Source organism: Protofrankia sp. Cj3, assembly GCF_917627355.1.
Lineage (GTDB): Bacteria > Actinomycetota > Actinomycetes > Frankiales > Frankiaceae > Protofrankia.
In genome coordinates this window covers 1-7155 of record NZ_CAKJTR010000137.1, presented here as the reverse complement: position 1 = coordinate 7155, position 7155 = coordinate 1, and the positions used below count along the sequence as shown (strand labels likewise).

The window sequence follows — 7155 nt, the reverse complement described above, 5'->3', positions numbered from 1 at the left end:
GGCCAGTTCGTCGACCCGTCCCGGCGCTACCTGCAACTACAGGTGATCGGGAAGAGCGAGTACGGGGTACCCGCATCGCTCGACTTCGCCGACCGCCTTCGTCATGACATCGTCACGGCCGCCGGATTCCCCACCGGTGTCAGCGTCTATGCCGGCGGTGGCCCGCCGAGCGGGGTGGACTTCCTCGATCTCACCTACAGCGCCTTCCCCTGGCTCGTACTCGGAGTGCTCCTCCTGACGTACTTCCTGTTGCTGCGGGCCTTCCGGTCAATCGTCCTGCCACTGAAGGCGATTATTCTGAACCTGCTTTCGATCACTGCTGCCTACGGCCTGCTCGTGGTTTTCTTCAAGTGGGGCGCGGGCAGCGCGCTCGGGCTCATCTCCTTCGACCAGATCGAGGGCTGGATCCCGGTCTTCATCTTCGCGATGGTGTTCGGCCTCTCCATGGACTACGAGGTCTTCCTGGTGAGCCGCATGCGCGAGGAGTGGGACGCCGGCCATGACAACGAGACCGCGGTGGTACTCGGGCTGGCGAGGACCGGTCGCATCGTGACCGCGGCCGGACTCGTCATGTTCGCGGCCTTCATGGGTTTCGTCGCCGGGTCCATCGTCGGTCTGCAACAGTTCGGGTTCGGGCTCGCGGCGGCGATCATTCTTGATGTGACCATCATCCGGGCGCTGCTCGTCCCGAGCGCGATGAAGCTCTTCGGACGCTGGAACTGGTGGCTGCCGCGGAATGTCGCGCGGGTCTTCCGGGTCAGGAACTCGCCGCTGGCGCCCAGGGCACGCCCCGCGGCCGATCCGGGCGGGCTTCATGGCTGAGAGCGCGTTTGAGATCGTCATTCCGGCTCGCCGCGCCCAGGCACCCCTATTGCCGGGCGCTCTAAACCGAGACAACTCATCCGGTATCGCTTCGGCCTTCCGCCTTGCCAGGGGACGCCTGGAGGTGGCTCACTGATCGGAAGCCGATCTCACACACGCTCTGACCGACGGGCAGCTGAAAGCCGGAAAAGGGCGTGTCACGTCCATTTTGTGCCCGTTCTCGACGAGCCGGGACGCCGAGATGGGAGCATTATCGGAGGATGGATGTTCCGGGACCGCATCGGTTTGAATACACCGCCGAGTTGGATCGGGTCCGAGCCACTCTGGGCGGGCTTGCCGGCGAGGCGAGCCAGATCGTCATAGCCGCCACCGCCGCGGTGGCCGGTCCCGATGCGGGCCAGGCTGACACCATCGCTGTACACGCCGCCTTGGCGCGGCTGCATGCCGACAGCCAGGAACTGGACGACGAGCTGGTCGTGCTGCTGGCCTGCCAGAACCCAGTGGCCGGGGACCTTCAGCTTGTTGTCGCCTGTCTGCGTATCGCGACCGCGGTGGAACGGATGGGGGAGCTTGCCGATCACATCGCCACCACCGCCGACCTGCGACGACCGGCATCGGTGGTTCCGGCTCCGTTGCGTCCCGTCATCACCCGTCTCGGTCGACTGTGTGGCGACCTGGCTGAGCAGCTCGCCGCCGCGATCCGCAATGATGATCGTGAAGCGGCGCGGCAGGTGGAGGCCGCCGACGACCAGATCGACCAGATCCACCGGCGGCTGCTGGCAACCCTGACCGATCCGGCGTGGCCGCATGGGGTGCAGAGCGCTGTGGACCTCACCCTGCTTTCCCGCTACTACGAGCGTTTTGGCGACCAGGCTGTCACCGCTGCCCGCCGGCTCGCCCGCGTCCACCCGGCAACAACGTGAGGGCTGGCGGAAGGAACCCGGGACCCGGAGCGCGGTGCGAGACGATCAGGCACAGACCTCTCGATACATCCTCGGTGTCCTTGTGGTGACGGTTACCGCTGCCTACCAGAGCGGCTGGTACCAGCTGTCACTGACAATCACGTCTGAGAGCGTGTGTGAGATCGGGCTTTCGATCAGTGAGCCGTGTCCAGGCACCCCCTGGCAAGACGGAAGGCCGAAGCGATACCGGATGAGTTGTCTCGGTGTGGCCGATAACGCGGCCAGGGGGCGCCTGGACACGGCGAGCCGGAATGACGATCTCAAACGCGCTCTGAGATGCGCTGTGTCTCGCAGTAGCCGATGAGCTCGGACATCCGGTTGATGAATCCATAGCCGGGAAAGTTCAACGATGTGTCGCACAGCACGCCGTATCCGGATGTGTCCCGGAATGCCGCCAGGAGCCGGTGCAGGGCCGGTTCCTGGCGGGAGCGCGGCATGTTAGAGCCCGGCAATAGGGGACGCGGCATCGCGGGGCTGGGGCAGCCACCTCGCGTCATCGCTCCCCGTCCATCACTCCCCGTCCATCGCCGCGCGATGCACGGGTACCCCGGCTCGTCGGTCGCCACCCAACACCTCCGGTGCCTGCCTCCGCCGCCTCGCGATGCACGCACGCCAGCCCCACTCTTTGACCCACACCCCTATTGCCGGGCGCTCTTATGCTGGTAGTCAGGGTTCCAGATCGGACGGTGCCAGTGCGCCGGTAGAGAAAGTAACCTACTGCGGGCGCCAGCCCGAAGGCAGCCGAGCCCGCATCCGCAGCCAACAGCGAATCAGCCCTGTAAGATCCATGACCAGATGGGCAGTGTGAGGAGCGATACCGGAACCCCGACGCCGACCATCAGGCTGGGCAGCGGAGTAGCCAGGCCGTACCGCATGGCGATCATTGCTCCAGCAACCATCGGTGGCATCGCGGTTTCGAACAGCGCGACTTGGACCCCATGGTCGCCAAGGGAGCCGGCCAGGGCATAGACCCCGAACACCAGGGCGGGGCCGATAACGAGCTTGACCAGCAGACCGATCGCGAGCTCCCGACGCCAGGCACGCACCGCGCCGATACGCAGTTGCAGACCGATCGAGAACAGCGCCAGAGGCGTGAGGGTTGAGCCGAGGGTGGTCAACGTCGCCGTCAGCCAGCCGGGGAAGGCGACCGGACGCAGTACCAGCCCTGTCAGTAATGCGATCAGCGCGGGTGCCGTGAGTAGTCGGCGGGCGATCTCCGCCCGGGTGACACCGGCTCCCGACGCTGTGGCCGCCACCGCGATGACCGCCGTCCCGACGATGATGAACGAGCCGAGCTGATCGACGAGAAGCGCGACCGGAACCGATTCCGCTCCAAAGAAGGCCGTGACCATCGGTATCCCGACAAAAGACGTGTTCGCCACGGCGGCGGTCACGATCAGCGCGCCCACGACGTCCCGGCGCAGGTGCAGGACGCGTCCGAGCGAGAGGAAAAGTGTTGCGCCGAAGGCGAACAGCAGATACGGGCCAGCGACGATGAGTAACAGATTGGCAGGAAATATTACACTGTGTAATACGTGGAGTGCCAGGGCGGGCAAGGCTACGTCGAGTACCCAGAAATTGACCATCTGATGGGCGCCGTCGTCGACGCGGCCGTGCCGCCGCGCCGTGACCCCTGCCACGATACCCGCCACCAAACCGACAACCAGGACGAGTAGAGCGGACACCTGCGCATCCTGTCAGGCGGACGGGGAGACCCCGCAGCGGGCCGCGGGCAGCCGTGCCGGCGCCGGTGGATACGCTCCTTGTCGTCCGCGAAGAGCGCCCGGTCGAGGCGGGAACCGAATCGGCCGCAAGCCTGCCTTTGTGTCCCGAGTCGCTCCGGAGGCCCGTCATAGTGTCTGTTTCAGCATCAACGGTCGCCTCGACCACCCTCGCGCTCGGCCCGAGCATCCTGGATGCGCAGCATCTGGCCAAAGCGGGTCTGATCGTTGTGCTTTTGATCGTTTTTGCCGAGTCCGGCTTGCTTGTCGGTTTTTTCCTGCCCGGTGACTCGTTGTTGTTCACGGTCGGTCTGCTTGTGTCCAACCACACGTTGTCCACTCCGCTGTGGCTTGCCTGTTTTCTGATCTCGATTGCCGCGATCCTCGGTGACCAGACAGGTTTCCTGTTCGGGCGTAAGGTCGGTCCCACCTTGTTCCGGCGGCCCGACTCGAGGCTGTTCAAACAGGAGAACGTGGGCAAGGCCCGTGAATTTTTCGAGAGATACGGCCCTGTTTCAGTGATTCTTGCCCGTTTCGTTCCCATCGTGCGGACGTTCACCCCGATCATCGCGGGTGTCAGTGGCATGAACTACCGGCTCTTCAGCATCTTCAACGTTGCTGGCGGGCTGCTGTGGGGCAGCGCTGTAACGGTGATCGGATATTTCCTGGGCAAGGTCGACTTTGTGGCCAACCACGTCGAGACGATTTTCATCGGGATCGTGCTGCTATCGGTCATCCCGATCGCCTTCGAGCTGTTGCGGGCGCATCGCCGGGCAACGCGGCCGGCCAAGGACTCAGGCGGTCCGCGGCATTCGTCGCAGTCGCGCCCGATACCTGATCAGGACTGACAGCGTTTGGCCCGCTCGTCCCGGGGCGGAAGATGAAGCGCCCGGTGGGAGACCGCCAACACGGGGGGAGTTGGTAGTCGCCCCACCGGGCACTTCTCAGATTAGTTGGTCGGAGGCCCGTGTGTCCCGTTTGGCAGCCAAAAACCCGCAACGATCGCAAGGTTTTTCTTCGGGTGACCGGGCGGTTCGTCACAGTGTTTGCAAGATCCTGTTCAGGCAGCTATTTATGATCGACTGAAAACGTCCGGAGGTGCCGTGTCGTCAATAGGTCCTGGATGGCTTGAGAGCGCCCGGCGATAATGATGTGGATCAAAAAGTGGGGCTGGGGCGCGTGTGTCGCGAGACGGCGGAAGGAGCCACCGGACGCGAGGTGCGTGCCCCAACCTCGTGATAACCCCGCGATACCGCGTCCCCTGTTGCCGGGCTGCTGAATTAATATTACCCAACTTACCTGACAGGCGAGTGCGGTGCTTGTGCGCCTGGGTTCCGTCCAGCGTATGGGGCGTGCCGGCTCCAGTGGGCGCCCCATGTCCGGGCGGTGTGGGAGACAGGGCTGTGTGAAACGCTGTACCGGGCATGCAAGAGTCATGTCATAACGGAAGTCATCTGACAGAAAACGAGGTTGGCTGATGTCCTCACTTGACCGCGGCACGCCCCCGGACCCGTTCGATGTTCTCCCCCGCGTACCGTCTTTCACGCTCAGTAGTGACGACTTCTCCGATGGAGGCACACTTGCTCCATCGGCGGTCCACACCAGCGCAGGTGGGGAGAACCTCTCGCCGCACCTTGCGTGGACGGGCTTCCCCGCGGGGACGCGGAGCTTCGTTGTCACCTGTTTCGACCCGGACGCACCGACGGGCAGCGGTTTCTGGCACTGGACGCTGGTCGACATCCCGCTCTCGGTCACCGAACTGCCTCACGGCGTGGCAAGTGGTGATCTTCGGGAGCTGCCCTCGGGGTCGTTCCACGTACGGAACGACTACGGTACGGCCGATTTCGGTGGCGCCGCGCCTCCGGAGGGTGATCGTCCGCATCGTTACATTTTTGCGGCCCATGCGGTCGACGTCCCGTCGCTCGGGCTCCCCGACTCTGTCTCGTCCGCGGTTGTCGGGTTCAACCTGGCGTTCCACACTCTTGCTCGCGGTGTCCTGCGGGCTACGTACCAGCGTTGATGATCTCCCGGAGATTGTTGTGAATCCGGCCCTCGCGAGCGCCCGCGGCCTCCCACAACAGGTCGTCTGGGACACGGCGGGCAAGGATCGCCGGGCGCGGGTAGGTTGGCCTACATGATTCGCAAGCTTGTGCTTCTCGTTGTCGTTGCCGGAGCTGGAGCGGTGGCGACCGTCGTGCGCCGTCGTAGGGGCAAGGACGAGGTTGACCTCTGGCATGAGGCGACCACCGCCATCAACCTGAACTGAGCCCCAGGGGTTCGGGCGAGGCTCGGACGTCAGCCCGCCACGCCTCCACCTATCGCGGTGCGAGCGTGTCGGGCTGCCCGTGGACGCCTTCGCGCCGATACGGCACACAGCGCCGCTCTGTTTTCGCTCCATTGGTCTATTTTGGCCGTATGTAACATTTTACTGGCATTTTCGTGATTTTCATCACATTTATGATCTACGGCCGACGACGTGCCCACCCGTCGTGACGGCCTGCATGGCCTGCATGGCCTGCATGGCCTGCGCGGAGCCCGGTCCGGCCCCGCGCCCTCTGATTCTTGAGGCTTCCGCCCTGCTGCTCCCGTTCTCGGTTTCGAGAGATTAACCCACTGGTAGTGGTGTTGTGGTTGAGTTCCCTTTGGCATCCTTTGGGTCTCCTCACTGTTTGTGTCTACTTTGTAGGCAAAGCGTTGTGAGATCTGCTTGTCGGATGGGGACGCCCGGGATCGAACCGGGCGCCTGGAAGGTGGCTCCGGGCGTGAAGGGGACGGATGACAAGCAACAGCAGCGTGCGCGTTGGCGAATCACGGCGCCTGGTCCGCTCCAGCGGATCGGATGACGGCACCCCGCGGCCTCGCGAGGTTGCCATTGGTGCTGGTTTAGGAGGATTCGCAGCTATTGTTCTGCTCGTTGTCTCGGCTGTCCTGTCGGGCGGCGGGCAGCACACGGCGACCGTGGCCCGTCCTGGCGCATCAGGTGACGGGACGGCCGGAGTGGCAACACCCGTACCCGATGTCGTGGGTCTTCCCGGACAGGATGCACGGGACGCGGTGGCGACGGCATCGGCCATGGCCACGCGGCCGCCAGCCCACTCGGATGACGGCCCAAGGATGGTGGCGGCCGGCGCGACGTCCGTGTCTGTACCGGTTGAAGCGCCGGCACCGCCGGCTGGCCTCGGTCCGCGCAGCGACGAGCCGATGGGCTCAGGCAGCACTGTGTCGACCGTGGCGTCCACTCCGGCGGTGCCGCCCTCGGCGTCCCCAGAGCCAGGCACGACAGCTGGTGTGGCCGTGCTGATACAGGGGAGTGACTCGTCCAGCCCGGCTTCGCCGGGACCCGAACCGGCTCCTTCCTGCCCGGAAGATCGAAATTTTGCCGGATCTCTCCTGCGTTCCCTGGGCCTTGCGCCCTGTGTCCCCTGACCCCAGTAGATGGCTGCGGGACGAAGCGCGGGTGGTGTTCCCGTGGAGCACAACCCGCGCCCTCGCCGGCTGCCACCGGTTGCCCGGCTGGCCGCGGCGTGCCGTACCCTTGAGGGGGATTTCCCGACGGGCGTCGTGTGTCGCCTACCGGGGGCGTAGCTCAATTGGCAGAGCACTGCCTTTGCAAGGCAGGGGTTCGGGGTTCAAGTCCCCGCGTCTCCACC

General features: G+C 64.8%; 7 protein-coding genes and 1 tRNA gene. 6 read left to right on the top strand and 2 right to left on the bottom strand.

What is annotated here, in order from left to right:
- Nucleotides 1–822 (top strand): MMPL family transporter (locus MJ783_RS17065; protein ID WP_239311459.1); only part of this gene is annotated, 822 nt, incomplete at its 5' end.
- 260 nt (nucleotides 823–1082) lie between these two features.
- Complete coding sequence (locus MJ783_RS17060; protein WP_239311457.1) at nucleotides 1083–1745, top strand: PhoU domain-containing protein; 663 nt, start codon at nucleotides 1083–1085, stop codon at nucleotides 1743–1745.
- 299 nt (nucleotides 1746–2044) lie between these two features.
- On the opposite strand, the gene MJ783_RS17055 is transcribed toward MJ783_RS17060, so the two are convergent.
- Together MJ783_RS17055 and MJ783_RS17050 are read right to left on the bottom strand one after the other, a co-directional pair.
- On the bottom strand, nucleotides 2045–2221 hold the full coding sequence (locus MJ783_RS17055) for a carbamoyltransferase C-terminal domain-containing protein (RefSeq protein WP_239311469.1): 177 nt from the start codon (nucleotides 2219–2221) through the stop codon (nucleotides 2045–2047).
- Between the two features lie 333 nt (nucleotides 2222–2554).
- A complete protein-coding gene (locus MJ783_RS17050; RefSeq protein ID WP_239311455.1) occupies nucleotides 2555–3469 on the bottom strand; it encodes an AEC family transporter in 915 nt (304 codons plus the stop codon).
- 170 nt (nucleotides 3470–3639) lie between these two features.
- On the opposite strand from MJ783_RS17050, the gene MJ783_RS17045 reads away from it, so the two are divergent.
- The 4 genes from MJ783_RS17045 to MJ783_RS17030 all read left to right on the top strand — a co-directional run bounded on the left by MJ783_RS17045 (nucleotide 3640) and on the right by MJ783_RS17030 (nucleotide 7153).
- Nucleotides 3640–4353 (top strand): DedA family protein, encoded by a 714-nt coding sequence (locus tag MJ783_RS17045; protein WP_239311453.1) that lies wholly within the window; start codon nucleotides 3640–3642, stop codon nucleotides 4351–4353.
- 629 nt (nucleotides 4354–4982) lie between these two features.
- A complete protein-coding gene (locus MJ783_RS17040) occupies nucleotides 4983–5525 on the top strand; it encodes a YbhB/YbcL family Raf kinase inhibitor-like protein (RefSeq protein ID WP_239311452.1) in 543 nt (180 codons plus the stop codon).
- Nucleotides 5526–5639: 114 nt separating this feature from the next.
- The gene (locus tag MJ783_RS17035) at nucleotides 5640–5771 is read left to right on the top strand and encodes a DLW-39 family protein (protein ID WP_239311451.1); all 132 of its coding nucleotides are present in this window, start codon (nucleotides 5640–5642) and stop codon (nucleotides 5769–5771) included.
- Nucleotides 5772–7080: 1309 nt separating this feature from the next.
- A tRNA-Ala gene (locus MJ783_RS17030) sits at nucleotides 7081–7153 on the top strand.
- Nucleotides 7154–7155: the final 2 nt, after the last annotated feature.